Source organism: Blautia sp. JLR.GB0024 (assembly GCF_037000545.1).
Taxonomy (GTDB): Bacteria; Bacillota; Clostridia; order Lachnospirales; family Lachnospiraceae; genus Blautia; species Blautia celeris.
Window position 1 is genome coordinate 227,843 of sequence record NZ_JBANBF010000006.1, and the last position, 14,647, is coordinate 242,489.

Sequence of the window (14,647 nt, forward strand, 5' to 3'; positions counted from 1 at the left end):
ATTCCTCTCTCCTAATTGTCACATTTTTGCACCTGAATCTGCCCCTTATCCCGCATCCTGCGGCTTTCCTCTACGAGCTGATCCAGCATGATGGAATCTACAGTTTCTTTTATACTATTATTGATACGCTGCCATACATAGCGGGTGACGCACAAATCCGCACCCTGGCAGCTATGTTCTCCTCCTCCATTACAGGTAACGGCATCCAGACTGCCCTCCAGCGCCCGAAGGACATCCCCTACGGATATCTCACCGGCAGGTCTGGCAAGCTTATATCCGCCCTGTGCACCGCGGACGCTCACTACCAACCCGGCACTCTTTAACTTGCGCACCAGCTGTTCCAGATAACTGTCAGAAATGTTCTGGCGTGTGGCAATGCTCTGTATGGAAACAGCCTCAGATTCGCTGTATAAAGCCAAATCGATCAAAGCTCTCAAGCCGTACCTTCCTTTGGTTGATAATTTCAAATCATCACCATCCTTTTCAAATTCCGACTGTTTTACTCGGATTTGATTGTAGAATATCATTCTTATCCTGTTCTGTCAAGATACTTTTTGGAATATATTGTGAAAAAGGCTATAAAAGTTACTATTGCTCTCTCTGCGGATAGTGACTATAAAGGACTTCTTATGGATAACAAACATATTTTGCTGAAAGGAACACTCATCCTGACCCTGGCTGGTTTCCTTACAAAAATCCTTGGGTTTCTCTATAGAATATTCCTGTCGCAGACAATTGGTGCACAGGGGATGGGTATCTACCAGCTTATCTTTCCCATCCACACCCTCTGTTTTGCACTGACAGTCGGAGGAATCCAGACCGCGATCTCCCGCTTCGTGGCTGCCCGGGTAGCTTTAAAGGATGAACAGGGCGCCCGTGATATTTTTCTCATCGCCACTTCCCTGTCCATGGCCATATCTTTTGCCGTCACCTTTTTGCTGTACCGACATGCCTCCTGGTTTGCCGTACATATCCTGCTGGAGGAACAGTGTACAGACCTGCTCCGTGTCTCCTCCCTGTCAATTCCCATGGGAACTTTTCATTCCTGTGCCTACGGCTACTATCTGGCCAGGAAGAAGACAGGAATCCCGGCCTGGTCGCAGCTTGTGGAACAGACAGCGCGCATGAGTGCAACCTACCTTCTCTACCTGGTGTGGACCGGGGAAGGGCATCCGCTCACGCCCATGCTGGCTGTTGTGGGGCTTTTCGCGGGGGAACTGGTCTCCATGCTGTTCTCTCTGCTGTTCATTCTGTGGGATTACAGAAAGTATCATTACCAAATCAGCAATATCCATGCGCCGGGTAAGGATTTAAAGGACATTGTGTCTTTGTCTCTGCCCCTTACAGGAAACCGGCTCTTTATCAATATCCTGCACAGTATGGAGTCTGTGCTGATCCCCGGGCATCTGCGGCTTTTCGGCATGGACAGCGCCTCCGCACTCTCCATCTACGGGGTGTTAAACGGTATGGCATTGCCGCTCATACTGTTTCCCTCCGCGATCACCAACGCTGTCTCAGCCATGCTTCTGCCCTCTGTGGCACAGGACCAGGCAGTGGGGAATTATAAGAATATACGGAGAAGCATTTTTACCACCACCCGCTACTGCCTGCTGCTGGGTTTCCTCTCCACCGCCTTTTTTTATTTTTCCGGTGATTTTCTGGGGCTGTTTTTATTCAAAAATGAGTTCGCAGGGACTTTTATCAAAACGCTTTCCTTTATCTGCCCCTGCCTGTATCTCTCCAGCACGCTGAGCGGAATCTTAAACGGTCTGGGGGAGACGGGAAAATACTTTGCCCAGAACCTGTTAGGCCTCTCCATCCGCCTGCTCTTTGTTTTTTTCGTGATTCCGCGTTTCGGTATTCTGGGGTATCTGTGGGGGCTTTTGATCAGTGAACTGGCAATCACACTCCTCACTTTACTTTTCTTAAAAGATTACATGAAAACAGCGCCGGGTGAATAAACCCGGTGCTTTTCGCATCCGGGAAAAGATCACCCCCACAGACTCCCGTACCATGCAGTTCTAATCTTTACCGCTTAGACGCTTTAAAGCAAAAAATTACCCAAAACTGTCGACAACCGGAAAGTTTTGTATTATAATAATCAACTAGAACGTGTTTGAAAATTGCTTTCGGCAAGATGTGCGGCGTACAGACTGCCGGAATAAATTTTCAAACACGCTCTGGAAAGTCAAACAAAGGAGATAATTATGAGTTTCAAATTCGTAAAACAGCTTCCCTCTCCGGATGAGATCAAAGCACAGGCACCCGTGTCCGAAGAGTTGAAACAGATAAAAGCTAAAAGAGACAAAATGATCAGCGATGTCATCACAGGTGCTTCCGACAAATTCCTTGTCATCATCGGCCCCTGTTCTGCAGACAATGAAGATTCTGTATGTGACTACACCAACCGCCTTGCAAAGCTTCAGGATAAAGTGGAAGACCGTCTGGTGCTGGTTCCGCGTATATACACCAACAAACCGCGTACTACAGGGGAGGGCTATAAGGGCATGCTCCACCAGCCGGACCCTGAGGCAAAGCCGGACGTACTGGCAGGCATTCTGGCCATCCGCCACATGCACATCCGTTCCCTGCAGGAGACAGGGCTCAGCTCCGCGGATGAAATGCTGTACCCGGACAACTACCACTACTTATCTGACCTGCTCTCCTACGTGGCGATCGGAGCGCGTTCTGTGGAGAACCAGGAGCACCGTCTCATGGTAAGCGGCCTTGACGTTCCTGTGGGTATGAAAAATCCCACCAGCGGGGACTTCTCTGTTATGCTCAACTCCGTGGTTGCCGCACAGCAGGGACATGACTTCATCTCCAGAGGATGGGAAGTCAAGACAGAGGGCAATCCCCTCACCCACACCATCCTGCGCGGTGCTGTGAACAAACACGGCAATACCCTGCCCAACTATCACTACGAGGATCTGCAGCTTCTTCTGGAAATGTACAATGACCGTGACCTGGAAAATCCGGCAGTCATCATTGACGCCAACCATGCCAACTCCGGCAAAAAATACGAACAGCAGGTCCGCATTGTCAAAGAAGTGCTGCACAGCCGCCTGGTATCCCGTGATATCCGCCATTTGGTAAAAGGTGTCATGATTGAAAGCTACCTGGTATCCGGCTGCCAGAAGATCGGCCCTGACCATATCTATGGAAAATCCATCACAGACCCCTGCCTTGGCTGGGAGGAGACAGAGAAACTCCTCTATACCATCGCGGAACTGTGTTAAATTATCGGAAAGCCACGCTTTTTGAACTTTCCGATGTTCAAAAACAAAAGGCATTTGCTTCCGAACATCACACTCGGAGGCAAATGCCTTTCCTGTTTCTCCTGCCAAAAAGAAAGAACCCGAAAACTCATATCTTTTCAGGTCCTCTATTTTCTCGGATGCGCTTTCAGATACACATCCCTGATTTTATTCACATTCATATTCAGATAAATCTGGGTGGTGGATATATCAGAATGTCCCAGCATTTCCTGTACACTTTTCAGATCCGCACCGTTCTGCACCAGATGGGCTGCAAAGGAATGCCGCAGCGTATGTGGTGTGATATCCTGCTGAATCCCGGCAGAAGAGGCATAGGTCTTCAGCACCTTCCAGAATCCCTGCCGGCTCATAGGTTTTCCGGAACAATTAACAAAGAGGCAGTCGCTTTCCTTATGGCTTAAAAGCTCCTCCCTTGCCTGCTCCAGATACTCCTTCACCGCCTTCTTCGCTGCGTTTCCGAAAGGTATTACCCTCTCCTTCTCGCTGGCCTCGCAGGTGATGTATCCCAGTTTTAAATTTATATTCTCCAGCTTCAGTCCGATCAGCTCACTGACCCGGATTCCTGTGGCATATAAAAGCTCCAGCATGGCTTTATCCCGGACACCCTTGGCTGTATTTTCCTTTGGCTGGTTCAACAACAAATCGACTTCTTCTACAGTAAGAATCCCAGGCATCTTCTTTTCGATCTTAGGCGCCTTCAATATGTCTGCCGGATTCTCCGAAAGCATTCCCTGCTGGCAGCAATACTGAAAAAAAGCGCGCATAGACGCGATACTCCTGGAAATGGTGGAAGCAGCGAACTTCTCCCGCTCCAAATACATCTCATAAGAATTCAGATTCGTGGCAGTCACATCCTGAACCCTGTCCACTCCTTCGTTCCTCAGAAACTGATCCATCTTACGCAAATCCCGCTCATAGGATACTTCTGTATTTTTGGAAGTGCCTTTGGTGTTATGTAAATAGGCTATAAACTCTTCAATCTCGCACTTCATGTATGATTATCCCTCGTTAAGTTAATTGTAAAAGGCCATACCTTTCCAAATCATAATGAAATTATATATCAACTTCCATAGAAAAAGCAAACGTATTTTTCCAAAGTTTTTCTTGTTTTTCAGGCTTTTTTTACATTTCCACAACATATCGAAAAAGCTCTATTTATGTCTACCAGATGTGGTAAATTTGAAATTGTTAATATTTTGTTAATTTTTTATAAAAACCTCTCAATTACAAAACTCAGCACATTTTGGTTGACATAACTTTCCATAAAAAGAGCCAGCAGGAATAAGATACCAATCCCGGTCATAAAAAAAAGGTATGCCCTGTAGTCCGCCTTCACCCGAATCCCCTTCCCCCAATACTTCTGGCTCATCTGCACAATGAAGAAGAAAAACAGCAGCACAGAGGGCACATAAAAAAGCCCCTGAGGGAAAAAGCAGGCTAGCGCGGCCCCGATTCCGCGAATCCCATATTCCATCAAAAACACAGTCAGCAGATTCCCGCCCAGAAACCCCAGCCAAAGCAGTCCCCCAAGCACCAGCGGAATCCCAAAAGGCGTCACCCCGCTGATCAGATACAACAAAAACCAGACACCTCTTCTCTCAAACAACCGCAGAAAGATCCCGCTCCCGGAAACACTTCCCGCCGCCCTGTCTGCCAGATAGACCCCCAGCAGACTGGTCTGATACCCCGCATAACTCCTCAAAAAATTACAACAAAGCACCCCCACTACAAATCCTCCTAAGTACAGGAGGAAAAACACATTCAAATATTTTTTCATAATCTCACCCTATATATTCTATGCCCTGCCCCCTGCGATTAGTACGCTCCTGTCTGTCACATCTTTTTTCTTCCGCCGCTGCTCCCGGGTAAACAGGCCCTGCAGCCATCTTTCTCTGCAATAAAAAAGTGCAGAATCTGCAGTGATATATAAAATATCATCGCAGCATTCTGCACATCTTTCCCGGTCCAGCCTACTTTGCGTAATCTACTACGCGGCTCTCCCGAATCACATTAACCTTGATCTGTCCCGGATACTCCAGTTCAGCTTCAATCTGTTTTGAAATATTCCGTGCCAGCAGTACCATATCGGAATCTGTTACGTGTTCCGGTACTACCATCACTCGAATTTCCCTACCTGCCTGAATAGCAAAAGATTTGTCCACTCCTTTGAAAGAGTTTGTTATGTCTTCTAATTGTTTTAATCTGTTGGTATATGTTTCTAAAGTTTCTCTTCTAGCACCAGGTCTTGCCGCGCTGATCGCGTCAGCAGCCTGTACAATGCAAGCCACCAGTGATGTGGGTTCCGTGTCTCCATGATGGGATTCCACGGCATTTATTACCACCTGGGACTCTTTATATTTTCTACATAAGTCAGCACCGATCTGAATATGGGAACCTTCTACTTCATGATCGATGGATTTTCCGATGTCATGTAACAGACCTGCACGTTTAGCCATGCGAATGTCTGTCCCAACTTCACCCGCCAGAAGGCCGGCAAGCTGTGCCACCTCAATAGAATGCTTTAAAGCATTCTGGCCGTAACTGGAGCGGAATTTCATACGTCCCAGCAGACGGATCAATTCCGGATGAATGCCGTGTACGCCAACTTCCAGGGCTGCGGATTCACCTTCTTCTCTCATCATGGTCTCTACTTCTTTTTGTGCCTTTTCCACCATCTCTTCGATTCTGGCCGGATGAATTCTTCCGTCCACAATCAGTTTTTCCAGCGCAATACGTGCTACTTCACGCCGGATCGGATCGAAACCGGACAATACGACTGCTTCCGGGGTATCGTCAATAATGAGATCTACGCCCGTAAGTGTTTCCAAAGTTCGGATATTGCGTCCTTCCCTACCGATAATACGGCCCTTCATTTCATCGCTTGGAAGCTGTACAACGGAAATTGTAGCTTCCGATACATGGTCTGCCGCACATTTCTGAATGGCTGTCACCACGTATTCCTTGGCCTTCTTATCGGCTTCCTCTTTTGCTTTGCTCTCCAATTCCTTGTAGAGCTTGGCAGTGTCAATTTTTACTTCGTCCTCAACAGTTTTTAACAAATAATCTTTTGCTTGTTCGGAGGTCAGGCCGGAAATTCTCTCCAGCTCTTGTACTCTCTGGTCATGTAATTCATCGACTTTCTTTTCTTTCTTTTTTAGCTCGGCTTCTTTTGCTGTATAATCTGCTTCTCGTTTTTCCAGGGCATCAGCCTTCTTGTCCACTGCTTCTTCTCTGGATAAAACACGCTTCTCATACTTCTGAAGTTCTGCCCGTCTCTCTTTTGTCTCTTTCTCCAACTCATTTTTAGTACGGAGATTTTCTTCTTTTGCTTCTAAGAGAGCTTCACGTTTCTTCGTTTCCGCAGATTTCAATGCTTCATCTATAATGCTTCTTGCTTTTACTTCTGCCGTTCCGATCGTCTCAGCATCTTTTTCAGTTTTTTTCTTAACTGAAATGTTGGCTGTAACAGGAACTGCAATCAGCAGCGTGATTACCACAGCAACAATTGCAACTATTACATAGATTGCCACAGGAGCACCTCCTTATTTAGTTTTCATTGTACAAATACAACAGTTTAATTTTATACTGTTTTTACTGAAAAGTCAACATAAAACCTATTTTTCTAAAAGACAAGTATGTGAAATCTGTCCAAGATTTTTCAGCAAAAATCCTCTTTTTCTTTTAATACGGACAAAATATCAGAGGAGGAAAAACCTTTTCTCATTAAATAGCCGTAAATTCTCTGCCGTTCTCTGTCATCCATGGGGCCGCTGCCCCTTCTTCTCTTCCTTACCAGTTCCCAGATCGTGTCCCTGCAGTCATCCAGCTCCGCCTCCTCCAGAACCTCCTCTATGATGCTTCTGTCCACACCTTTTTGGGCCAGCTCCATCTTCAGCCTTGCTTTTCCTCTGCCCTCTTTTTTACATTCCACATAATGCCGGGCATATCTTCTGTCATCCAGATATCCAAAAGATTCCACATACGCAAGTGCCGCTTCCACAGCTTCCCTGGGGTACTCACCTGCCTGCAGTTTTCTCTCAAGCTCCGCTCTGGTCCGGTCCATGCTCTCCAAAAGGTGCATGGCGCGCAGTTTGGCTCGTTTGGTGAGAACCTGTCCCACAAGCTCCTGATAAACCGGTCCTGGAATCTCCTGTCCTTCTTTTATTCCATAGCGAGACAGCTCGCCTTTGTAAATAACAAAGGCGGGCTGTCCGTCAAGTTCAATCCTGTATTTTTGTTTTGTTACAGCCTGTATTTTTGTGACAAGCATTATACAACCCCATTTTCCTTTTTCGTGCCCTGCGCTGCAGGTGCCTCCGCGGCCTTCATATCCGGTGCTTTTGTGTCAGAGGCTTTGGCGTCAGCCTTTTTCTCCTCTTTTGCACCTTTCTTGTCTTCTTCTGTATTTCCCTCAACAAGTCCGTAGTGTTCCCTGACTTTTGCTTCCACTTCTGCTGCCACGTCCGGATTTTCTTTCAGGTACTGTTTTGCATTTTCACGTCCCTGGCCGATCTTTCCGTCCTTATATGCATACCATGCGCCGCTTTTATTGATAATGCCCAGATCTGCTGCCAGATCCAGGATATCACCGGCTTTGGAGATTCCCTGGCCGAACATGATATCAAACTCTGCCTCTTTAAAAGGAGGCGCGATCTTATTCTTAACTACTTTGATCCTGGTACGGTTTCCAACGATCTCTCCGGCCTGCTTCAGAGCTTCAATCCTCCTGACATCCAGACGGATGGAGGAATAAAACTTCAGGGCACGGCCGCCTGTGGTGGTCTCCGGGTTGCCGAACATAACTCCGACTTTCTCACGGAGCTGGTTGATAAAGATAACGATACAGTTGGATTTGCTGATGACAGCCGTCAGTTTACGGAGAGCCTGTGACATCAGACGCGCCTGCAGACCCACATGGGAATCACCCATATCACCCTCGATCTCCGCTCTCGGAACCAGAGCCGCAACAGAGTCCACGATCACAATGTCCACAGCACCGGAACGCACCATAGTCTCTGTGATCTCCAGGGCCTGCTCCCCGTTATCCGGCTGTGAAATATAGAGATTGTCCACATCCACGCCGATATGCTTGGCATATACCGGGTCCAGAGCATGCTCTGCATCAATAAATCCGGCAATTCCGCCTCTTTTCTGTACCTCAGCCACCATATGCAGCGCCACGGTGGTCTTACCGCTGGATTCCGGACCGTAGACCTCTACGATCCTTCCTTTCGGGATGCCTCCCAGACCCAGTGCAATGTCAAGGCTGAGAGAACCTGTAGGTACTGTCTCCACATTCATATGTACAGAGGAATCGCCCAGTTTCATAACAGAGCCTTTACCAAACTGCTTCTCAATCTGTCCCAGGGCCGCGTCCAGGGCTTTTAATTTATCTTCTTTGACCATTTGAAATCTCCTTTATTCGATTCATCTCAATAATTTCTTCTTCTGTCATTTCTACGAACTTATGTTCGTATTGCTGTTATCATAATAGTACACTTTTCGTTCCTTGTCAACTGTTATTTTCCTGCCTGCAATACGCATCACACCCTTTCTGCGCGTTCTTTTTCTATGGGAATACCGGCGCAGCGGAATGCTGCTTGAACAGATAAAAAAGGCAGAGCTGCCTTTGACGGTATGTGTTCAGTATGTAGCATCTGGCGGGATTTGTCAAGAAAAAAAGGACACCGGATGTATTCCGATGTCCCTGTGCACTGCTGTTTACTCCGTGCCCGGCAGGCCAGCGGTGTGTGAGAAGTGTCTACTGTGCAGATAACTGTGTCAGTACGCTTTTTACATGAGAAATCTCTTCCGGTGTCGCTTTCGCAGCGGGAACGTAATAGCTCTTTGCTCTGGCGATCTGATAGATCTCTTCCTGTGACATTTCACTCTGGTTTCTCATCTGTTTTAAAGCCTGTTTTAACTGGGCATTTTCTGTCTGGGGAATCATTTCACCATAGTGTACCAGTTCACCGTTGATACCAACCAGGGTATCTACTACCATTGTCTTATCTGTCATTTTTCCTACCTCCTACTGTAAATACTGCATAAGCTGCTGTTTGCTCTCCATAGCTGACTGTGCAGCCTTCTGGAAGAACTGTTTCACCTGTGGGTCCTGTGCCTCGTGTGCATAGTCCTGCATTTTGCAGTGGGTAGTCTCAAATCCGCCGATCAGATGGCGCAGATTCTGTAAGTCAAGTACTGAAAGTTCTGTCATGACATTTTCCTCCTATTTCTGTTTTTGGTGGTTCTAACACCGTTTTGTCTACAGAAATAGTATGGCAGGTCCGGGTTTTTCTTATTCTCATTTTCCCTGAATAATTCGTTTGCTGCCCAGATATGTGGTAAGGAAATATCCGCCGTAAATAACCAACAGAACGGCCGCTGTGGTGACAATAGAGCCGAAACGGTTCACTTCTCCTATGGTGATCATCATCTTCCTAACAAACTGCAGACCAAAGACGGAATGCACCACTGCCAAACTGAGCGGCATGAGGAAAAATATCCCAATTTGTTTGAACAGGGAGCGGTTTATCATGCTCTCATCCGAACCGATCTTGCGCAGCACATCATACCGTTCACGGTTGTCTGAACTCTCCGAAAGCTCTTTCAGGGCCAGAATGGCTGCCCCTGAGATCAGGAATATGATTCCCAGGTATATGGCTACAAATGTAATGATCGTGGAAAGCCCCATGCTGGCAGACACAATATCTGTCCTGGTATTGCTGTAAATCCCGCTCTCTCTTCGCACAGCGTTGATCTTGATATCTGTCTCCTCCACGCCCTTTTTATCCTGCACGGCATAATTGGCTGCCAGAAATCCGCCTGTCCTCCAGGCTTCCTTTACCGCATGGTCCGGAAGTATATAGATTCCCGGATTAATACGGTTGGTCATCATCATGAGAAAACCGTCCTGGCATTCCTCGTATCTGGGTGAATAGGACACGCCGTCCAGCCGGATCTTCTCCCCCTTTTTCAGCATTTTGTCTCTCTGCAGTTTCACATCATCTATATTGCAGAGCACCAGATATTCCCCATCCCCAAGCTCATACTGTTCCCTGCCGTAAAGCTTTGCAAGGCGGTTGTAATCTGACAGTTTTACAATGTCCTCCGGCAGATTCGCGTCAAGGAACATAAAATTCTTTGTCACCTCGTCTATGTTTTCCCCAATAGTCATGCCCATGGTGAGCTGGTCTGTGGCATAGATACCCATATCCACATAGTCATCCTGAAAAGCAGTAAGGTCAAATCCTTCCTCCTGCAGTTTATCCGAAACAGAAATCCCTGCGCTCTCCCCTTCAGGCGGCATATATTCCGTATTCACATCCACCGGAGTCATTTCCTCTAAAGATACCCGGAAAGAGTGGTTTATTCCGAGACCGCTTGACAGCACTGTGATCGTCATAAAAAGCATAATGCAGATGACTGTCATGGCAAACACCGTGGTATTGACCTTGCTGTTGATCTGTCTGAGAACAAAAGCGTTTAAATCCTTCAGATAATATTTTTTATTCCGCTTCACCATGTGCAGAAGAAATCCTGACAGAGACCAGAAGATCAGGAATGTAGCCAAGCAGCCCAGTAAAATGATGATCCCGTAGGAACCGGTATCCAGCTTATCCGGTGTAACAGCTACCAGATAGTAGAGCACTCCCAGAAGCGCAGCGGAAGCAAGGAACAGCAGTATGCAGACTGCCGGCTTTTTCATTTTGATCTGCTCTGTCTTCTTCCCGGCAGATAAAAGGTCTATGAGGCTGCATTTTGAGATGCTGACAGTATTGAAGACCAGGACAGCCAGGTACATGATCCCAAAGTATAAAATCGTTTTGAAGAAGGCCGTTTTGGAAAATACGAAGACATAGGACTCCATATCCACCTCAAACATTTTCACCACCAGCACGGACATGAACTGCGCTCCCAAAACACCGATGAACAGTCCAACTGCCAGGGACAGAAGACCGATGAGAAAGGTCTCTCCCACAAGGATCCTGGATATCTGCCCTTTTCCCATTCCCAGTGTCATATATACCCCAAATTCTTTTTTCCTTCTCCTGATCAGGAAATTGTTGGCGTAAACGATGAGAAACGCCAGGATACAGGAAACAAACACGGAGACCCCGCCTAACATGGTGATCATGAGCCGTATGATCTCTTTTGTGGAGGAGGACAGATCCGTCATGGCCTGCTGGGAATCCAGGGAGTTGAAAATATAAAAAATGGCAACCCCCAGTATCAGTGTCATGAAATAGATAGCATAGTCCTTCAGGCTCTTTCTGATATTCTTGACCGAAAGCTTAAATAACATCGTTCAGCTCACCTCCCAGGAGAGTAACCACCTCGATGATGCGGTTGAAAAATTCTTTTCTCGTGTCCCTTCCCCTTACCAGTTCATTGAACAGCTTTCCGTCCTTGATAAACAGAATCCTGTTGGCATAACTGGCGGTAAAGGCGTCGTGCGTGACCATAAGGATCGTGGCAGCCATCTGTTGGTTCAGATACTGGAAGCTCTCCAGCAGCATCCTGGCAGACTTGGAATCCAGAGCGCCTGTGGGCTCATCGGCCATTACGATCTGCGGATTTGTTATCATGGCTCTTGCGCAGGCCACACGCTGCTTCTGGCCTCCTGACATCTGATAGGGATATTTCTCTAAAATGTCCTCAATTCCCAGCTTATCTGCGATCTCTTTTACCGACTTATGGATTTTCGCCGGGCTGATGCGCTGAATCGTGAGTGCCAGGGAAATATTCTCATAGGCGGTCAATGTATCCAGAAGGTTGAAATCCTGGAAAATAAAACCCAGCTCCTCTCTTCTGAACTGATTAAGGTGATTTCCCCTGAGTCTTGTCACATCTATATCATTGACGATGATCTTTCCGCTGGTCACACGGTCAATCGTAGAGACACAGTTGAGCAGCGTTGTCTTACCGCTTCCCGACGCTCCCATGATCCCCACAAATTCACCCTCCTCCACGGAAAAGCTGATTCCGTCCAGGGCTTTTGTCAGGTTACTTTTATTTCCATAATATTTTTCCACATTTGCTACTTCCAATACTGTATTCATGATGGTAACTCCTTCCTTGATTGATGATTCTATCATACAACCGTTTAAAAATCCATCCCATCGATTTGACTTACATTTATCTTTCAGATTTGTAAGGTTTTCCATGCGTTTTTGATAAAAATTAGCGATTTACTGAAAAATGTCATGTTTTTTTAAGTTTTTTTATGTATTTTCGACATATTTGTTATATAATGATATTACAAAACTTATTTGTGACAGGACAAACGTCCACGCCGGGTGAAACTCCTCCGCACCCCTGCGCAGCCAAATGTCCTCACAGGGAAAGGAAGGGAATTATATTATGGAACAACTGCTTTATCTCGTCCCTGTTATAGGGATACTGGGACTTCTCTTCGCCTTCTTTCTGACCTGCACCATAAAAAAACAGCAGGCCGGAAATGACAGGATGAAGGAGATCGCCTCCTACATTCATGAGGGGGCACAGGCTTTTTTAACGGCTGAGTACAAGATACTGATCATTTTCGTTGTGGTGTTCTTCCTGATTTTAGGTATCGCTCTGAAAAGCTGGATGACTGCAGCCGCGTTTCTTATGGGAGCGGTCTTCTCCTCCGTATCCGGCTACTGCGGCATGCAGGTTGCCACAAAGGCCAATGTGCGCACAGCAGGCGCTGCAAAGGAATCCGGCATGAAACAGGCACTTTCTATTGCCTTCTCAGGCGGTTCTGTTATGGGTATGTGTGTAACCGGCCTGGGCCTTCTGGGTGTCAGCCTGGTTTATCTTGTGACAAAGGATGCCGGAATCATCTCCGGTTTCGGCCTGGGCGCTTCCTCTATCGCGCTTTTTGCCCGTGTGGGCGGCGGTATCTATACAAAAGCGGCTGATGTGGGCGCCGATCTAGTTGGAAAGGTGGAGGCGGGGATTCCTGAGGATGACCCCAGAAATCCGGCTGTTATTGCCGATAATGTAGGTGACAATGTAGGTGATGTGGCCGGTATGGGGGCTGACCTGTTTGAATCTTATGTGGGTTCCCTGGTATCTGCCATCACGCTGGGGCTGATCTATTTTCAGGGTTCCGGTGCCGTATTCCCGCTGGTGCTGGCAGGTGTGGGGATTCTGGCTTCCATGGCTGGCACTTTCCTGGTGAAAGCCAGCAGCAGCGCAGACCCCGGCAAGGCACTGAAGGTAGGAACTTACGGTTCCAGTGTAGTGGTACTGGTGCTCTCCCTTGTGTTAAGTCATATGTTCTTTGGAAATTTTAAGGCGGCTGTCGCCATTATCAGCGGACTGATCGTGGGACTGCTGATCGGTATCACCACAGAGTATTATACTTCCGGGGATTTTAAGCCGGTTCAGAAGATTGCATCCCAGTCTGAGACAGGTGCTGCCACTACTATTATCAGCGGACTGTCTGTGGGTATGCGTTCCACTATGCTCCCGATCCTTTTTATTGCTGTCGGAATCCTGGCTGCTTATCATTTCAGCGGACTGTACGGGATTGCTCTTTCCGCAGTGGGAATGCTTTCCACAGCCGGTATCACCATCGCCATCGATGCCTATGGGCCGATTGCGGATAATGCAGGCGGTATCGCGGAGATGGCAGGGCTTGATGAATCTGTACGGAATATTACGGATAAGCTGGATTCTGTGGGAAATACCACTGCTGCCATGGGCAAAGGATTTGCCATTGGCTCCGCGGCGTTAACGGCTTTAGCATTGTTTGTGTCTTACGCGGAGGCGGTGAATCTGGATACCATCGATATTCTGAATCCGCAGGTTATTGTGGGGCTGTTTATTGGCGGTATGCTGCCGTTTTTATTCTCTGCGCTTACCATGGATTCTGTTTCCAAGGCGGCAAATAAAATGATCGAGGAGGTGCGGAGGCAGTTTAAGACGATTCCGGGTATTATGGAAGGGACAGGGAAGCCGGATTACTCTTCCTGTGTGCAGATTTCTACCCAGGCAGCGTTAAGAGAGATGCTGGTTCCAGGTATTATGGCTGTTGTGGCTCCACTGTTTGTGGGGCTGGTTCTGGGGCCGGCAGCGCTTGGCGGGTTATTGGCCGGGGCATTGGTCACAGGAGTGCTGATGGCTGTATTTATGGCAAATTCCGGCGGGGCATGGGATAATGCCAAGAAGTTTATTGAGGAGGGGGCTCACGGCGGTAAGGGCAGCGAGGCGCATAAGGCGGCGGTTGTCGGTGATACAGTGGGGGATCCGTTTAAGGATACTTCGGGGCCTTCGATCAATATTTTGATTAAGTTGATGACGATTGTGGCGGTGGTGTTTACGCCTTTGTTTCTTTGATGTGATATAAGGGACAGTGAAAGTGGTAGAAAAAAAGAAGT

General features: G+C 47.4%; 13 protein-coding genes. 3 read left to right on the forward strand and 10 right to left on the reverse strand.

The features are described 5' to 3' along the window. Positions 1-11 precede the first annotated feature (11 nt). Positions 12-467, reverse strand: a complete 456-nt coding sequence (locus V8Q34_RS15745; RefSeq protein ID WP_033141180.1) for an RrF2 family transcriptional regulator — start codon at positions 465-467, stop codon at positions 12-14. A gap of 162 nt (positions 468-629) precedes the next feature. On the opposite strand from V8Q34_RS15745, the gene V8Q34_RS15750 reads away from it, so the two are divergent. Then, positions 630-1,961, forward strand: coding sequence for a polysaccharide biosynthesis protein (locus V8Q34_RS15750; protein WP_335835880.1), 1,332 nt, complete (start codon positions 630-632; stop codon positions 1,959-1,961). 246 nt (positions 1,962-2,207) lie between these two features. Continuing rightward, positions 2,208-3,239, forward strand: coding sequence for a 3-deoxy-7-phosphoheptulonate synthase (locus V8Q34_RS15755; protein ID WP_033141163.1), 1,032 nt, complete (start codon positions 2,208-2,210; stop codon positions 3,237-3,239). Between the two features lie 146 nt (positions 3,240-3,385). On the opposite strand, the gene xerD is transcribed toward V8Q34_RS15755, so the two are convergent. The 9 genes from xerD to V8Q34_RS15800 all read right to left on the reverse strand — a co-directional run bounded on the left by xerD (position 3,386) and on the right by V8Q34_RS15800 (position 12,340). After that, positions 3,386-4,270: a site-specific tyrosine recombinase XerD gene (xerD, locus tag V8Q34_RS15760; RefSeq protein ID WP_033141164.1), complete on the reverse strand. Its 885-nt coding sequence runs from the start codon at positions 4,268-4,270 to the stop codon at positions 3,386-3,388. Between the two features lie 215 nt (positions 4,271-4,485). Continuing rightward, positions 4,486-5,055 (reverse strand): stage II sporulation protein M, encoded by a 570-nt coding sequence (locus V8Q34_RS15765; RefSeq protein ID WP_033141165.1) that lies wholly within the window; start codon positions 5,053-5,055, stop codon positions 4,486-4,488. 193 nt (positions 5,056-5,248) lie between these two features. Then, positions 5,249-6,808: a ribonuclease Y gene (rny, locus tag V8Q34_RS15770; RefSeq protein WP_033141166.1), complete on the reverse strand. Its 1,560-nt coding sequence runs from the start codon at positions 6,806-6,808 to the stop codon at positions 5,249-5,251. 128 nt (positions 6,809-6,936) lie between these two features. Then, positions 6,937-7,548 (reverse strand): regulatory protein RecX, encoded by a 612-nt coding sequence (locus V8Q34_RS15775; RefSeq protein WP_335835881.1) that lies wholly within the window; start codon positions 7,546-7,548, stop codon positions 6,937-6,939. Beyond that, positions 7,548-8,684: a recombinase RecA gene (recA, locus tag V8Q34_RS15780; protein WP_033141168.1), complete on the reverse strand. Its 1,137-nt coding sequence runs from the start codon at positions 8,682-8,684 to the stop codon at positions 7,548-7,550. Before recA ends, V8Q34_RS15775 begins: the two co-directional genes overlap by 1 nt. 355 nt (positions 8,685-9,039) lie before the next feature. Continuing rightward, complete coding sequence (locus V8Q34_RS15785; protein ID WP_033141169.1) at positions 9,040-9,297, reverse strand: spore coat protein; 258 nt, start codon at positions 9,295-9,297, stop codon at positions 9,040-9,042. A 12-nt stretch (positions 9,298-9,309) separates the two neighbouring features. Beyond that, positions 9,310-9,495: a hypothetical protein gene (locus tag V8Q34_RS15790; RefSeq protein ID WP_033141170.1), complete on the reverse strand. Its 186-nt coding sequence runs from the start codon at positions 9,493-9,495 to the stop codon at positions 9,310-9,312. A gap of 87 nt (positions 9,496-9,582) precedes the next feature. Then, positions 9,583-11,583 (reverse strand): ABC transporter permease, encoded by a 2,001-nt coding sequence (locus V8Q34_RS15795; RefSeq protein ID WP_335835882.1) that lies wholly within the window; start codon positions 11,581-11,583, stop codon positions 9,583-9,585. After that, positions 11,573-12,340 (reverse strand): ABC transporter ATP-binding protein, encoded by a 768-nt coding sequence (locus V8Q34_RS15800; RefSeq protein WP_033141172.1) that lies wholly within the window; start codon positions 12,338-12,340, stop codon positions 11,573-11,575. Before V8Q34_RS15800 ends, V8Q34_RS15795 begins: the two co-directional genes overlap by 11 nt. Before the next feature lie 301 nt (positions 12,341-12,641). On the opposite strand from V8Q34_RS15800, the gene V8Q34_RS15805 reads away from it, so the two are divergent. Further along, entirely contained in the window at positions 12,642-14,606 is a 1,965-nt protein-coding gene (locus V8Q34_RS15805; protein ID WP_033141173.1) for a sodium-translocating pyrophosphatase, read from the forward strand. The last annotated feature ends 41 nt before the right edge of the window (positions 14,607-14,647 follow it).